Here is a 3293-nt window from a genome sequence, read left to right as displayed (position 1 = left end):
CTGTGCTCCAGGGAAGGCGAGTGGATCAACGGCCAGCTGCTGATGAGCAACGGCGGCATCGCATAGAGCCCGACCGCGAACTTCAGGGTCAGCGTCAGGGCACGGGCGGCCAGGCCGCGGTGGCGCAGCAGGCGTCCGAGGGTGACGACTAGGTCCCGCAGTGCGGCGCGGGTTCCGGCGCGTCCAGGGTGTGCCGGTCGAAGGTGCGGCGGGCTGCGGCGGAGGCGGGCAGGGCGCGGGGGACGACCGGGCGGAGGTCGACGCCGCGGGCCCGGTCCGCGGCCAGGCGTCCGGCCTTTCATTCGAGCAGGCGCTGCACCGTGGCGGGGTGACGGCGGCGAGCAGGCCGGCGGTGTGGATGCCGTACTCGTGCAGGGCTTGCACCGGGAGCGGGGCGAGCCAGTCGGCAGCACGGCCGATGCGGGCGCTTCGGCGAATGAACGCATGATTGTGGGCGAGTTGCCGAGACGGACCACGGTACTCGCCCAACCATCCACCAACCGCATGGGGAACGGACCTGCTTGGCTGCTGTGCGCCTCAAGGCAGCATGCAGCTGAACAGGTGCGCGGATACGGCCCACCGCGAACCACGATCTGCCCCCACAAGGCTTGTCGTCCGGAGGCAGCATGATCGGCGCTCGCAGCCTTCTCCCGCAGCCCGAGGGCGACCGGGGCGAGATGGTGCACCGCTGCTGCTGTCCATTGGCCACAGAAGACGGCGGTGCCGCAGGCGAAACGAGCCAGGCCAGGATGGATGACCGCTCGCCACCGCCCGAGGGCGTCAACGCCGGACAGGCTCGCCCTTCGGTGCCGGGGTGGCCGGTGTCGCCGGGGAGCGCCGGGATGTGATGCTGATCCCGCCGGTGAGGACGAGCGCGAGTGCGGCGGGAATGAGCGCCCATCCGGAGAGGTCGGCGGAGTCGGTGCCTGCTGCGAGCAGGCTGCTGCCTACGGCCGCACCGGCGGCGGATCCGAGGTACATTGCGGCCATTTGGAACGCGACGATCGGCATCGCGCGTTCCGGCCGGTCATGCGTGAGTGCCTGCTGCAGGGTGGGCACACTCGCCCAGCCGGCAGCGCCCCATACCGCCGCGGCGGACAACCACACGGTCGGGGATGAGGTGATCCACACGGCTCCGAAGCTCATGATCAGCGCCACGGGCATGGCGAAGAGCAGGACTTTCGGGCCGTGTTGGTCCAGGGGCCTGCCGATCAGGGCGGACCCGGTGACGCCGCCGATGCCCCACGCCCAGACCAGGGCGAAGCCCCAGTCGTCCAGGCCGCGCGCGTCCGCCATCGGCAGCAGGTAGGTATAGAGCCCCAGGCTCGCCACACCGAGGAGGAACGCCGCTATTACCCCGGTGGCTGTCCTGCCGGAGCGCAGCACGGCGAGCGCGGGCTCTTGCTGTGATGTGGGCAGCGACGGCAGGGTGCGTGCGCGGGCGGCGAGCGCGATCATGCTGAGCGCGCCGACGGCGACGACGAGCGCCATCGTCCACCGCCAGTTCAGGCGGTCACCGATGAGCATGCCGACCGGCACGCCGGCCACCGTGCCCGTGGACAGGCCGAGGGTCACCAGAGACATCGCTCGGCCGCGCTCGTGATCCGCGGCCATGGCGGCAGCGGTGGCCGTCGCCACCGCGGTGAGCACGCCCGCACCGGCACCCGCGATCACCCGGGAGGTGAGGAAGACCTCGATCCCCGGTGCCAGCGTCGTGATGAGGTTGCCGAGGTTGAATACTCCCAGGGCGATCAGCAGCGCACGAGCGGTGTCGCCCCGCACCACCGTCCCCGACAGCAGCGGACCGGACAGTGCATATGCGGCCGTGAACGCTGTCACCCCGAGCCCGATGGTCGCGGCCGTCGTCGCCAGTGAGGTGGCGATGGACGGCAGAACCCCGGCGAGGACGTAGGCGTCGATGCCGAGGGCGACAGCCGCGCAGACGAGCGGCCAGACTTTGCGGATCACGCCTGCTCCTTCGGCTGCTCGGATTCCGTGTAGCCCGCGAGGACCGTGTCGATCAGGCCCGGGAACCGCGCCTGTAGGTCGTCTCGGCGCAGACGGATCATGCACTTGCGTCCTTCGGCGCGTACGAAGACCACCCCGGATTCCCGTAGCAGGCTCGTGTGGTGCGTGAGCGTCGAGCGTGGCAGGTCCGGGCCGAGCTCAATGCTGTCGACCTCCCCGCGGTCGGCGAGGATCCGGACCATCGTCAGCCGCAGGGGCTCGCTAAGCGCGAACAAGACCCTGGGCATGGCGATCTCACTGATGTCCGGGTGCTGATAGACGCGTGATGCTGCCATGACCCCCCAATCATTCGAAGATTGTCGCACAATCATAGTTCGACAATTCCCGCACGATCAAGTGGCACCCTCACCTACCCGCGGACCAGACTCGCCCTTGGCCCGCAGCCGGCATACTCGCTTCACTCGCCAGACCCACCGGCCCCCGCGCCCACGCCAGGCAAGCCTGGTGGCGGCAGGCAAGATCCTGACCAGGTGTTTTCGAACCCTGGCGATCAGGTGCGCACGGCCGAATGATCTGCAGTGCGGAAGCGGGAGGAACGACCCGGCGGTACTACCGGGAGTGCAGTGATCCGTTGCCGTCAACGCTGGCGGTGAAGGCGGTCTTCTGCTCGGGTCGGTTCAGGTCACGGCAGTGGCGGAGACGTCAGCGGACCCCGAGCGCCCAGTTCGCGCTCTGCCTCCCCGTGTCGCGCCCGCGCCACCGTGGACCAGACACCCACCGGCTGATCTATCGCTGCACGCTCTTGAATAGGCAACGTCATCTGGTTCCGACGGCACCACACCGGCGTCAGTCGCAAATCAAGCGAAAGGGCCCCGGTATTGGTGGCCTGGCGGGCCGAGCGGCGCCGGCATGCGCTGGACATCGGCCGCCCGCCCGGCAGACTCGGGCGTACATCGCCGCCGACCAGCAGTTGAGGAAGACCGGTTGCTGGGGGATGCGTGCCTCAGCGGCCGCAGCCTGATGGACTGCCCCGCGCAGAAGAGAGCTCTATTCGCGCGCCTTGCTGGCTCGGCGCCGCACCAGGGGCCACCGGGATGCCGCCGGACGGCGCACGTGAACTGTCGCGCCGGGCACGCTTTCAGAAAAGTTATGAGCTGCTGTCGATCCGGCCGTGTCCCGTTCGACGTACTGGTGTGAGCGCACCGACGAACGAGGATGCGCCCGGACCTGATGAGGAAACACGTGGATCAGCTGCTGAGAGTGATGAACTTCAACGTCTCGAGCGACGGGATCGGTGCCGGTGAGCACCAGAGCCTTCAGAGCCC

2 protein-coding genes and 1 pseudogene are annotated in these 3293 nt (G+C 69.1%); 1 reads left to right on the top strand and 2 read right to left on the bottom strand.

Features of this window, described 5'->3' with window-relative positions; all coding sequences use genetic code 11:
- Positions 1-780 precede the first annotated feature (780 nt).
- On the bottom strand, positions 781-1968 hold the full coding sequence (locus IE260_RS40840; protein WP_189880992.1) for an MFS transporter: 1188 nt from the start codon (positions 1966-1968) through the stop codon (positions 781-783).
- Positions 1965-2303, bottom strand: coding sequence for an ArsR/SmtB family transcription factor (locus IE260_RS40835; RefSeq protein ID WP_189880991.1), 339 nt, complete (start codon positions 2301-2303; stop codon positions 1965-1967). Before IE260_RS40835 ends, IE260_RS40840 begins: the two co-directional genes overlap by 4 nt.
- A 907-nt stretch (positions 2304-3210) precedes the next feature.
- On the opposite strand from IE260_RS40835, the pseudogene IE260_RS42495 reads away from it, so the two are divergent.
- Positions 3211-3293 (top strand): annotated as a pseudogene (locus IE260_RS42495) (dihydrofolate reductase family protein); the annotation flags it as partial.

It is taken from the genome of Streptomyces viridiviolaceus, from assembly GCF_014650995.1.
GTDB classification, from domain to species: Bacteria; Actinomycetota; Actinomycetes; order Streptomycetales; family Streptomycetaceae; genus Streptomyces; species Streptomyces viridiviolaceus.
Note: the sequence above shows the minus strand (reverse complement) of the source record. Positions and strands in the feature narration are given on the sequence as shown.

Excerpts from the sequence above, each read along its gene's own strand:
- IE260_RS40835 (WP_189880991.1), bottom strand. The coding sequence starts at position 2,303 with ATGGCAGCATCACGCGTCTATCAGCACCCGGACATCAGTGAGATCGCC.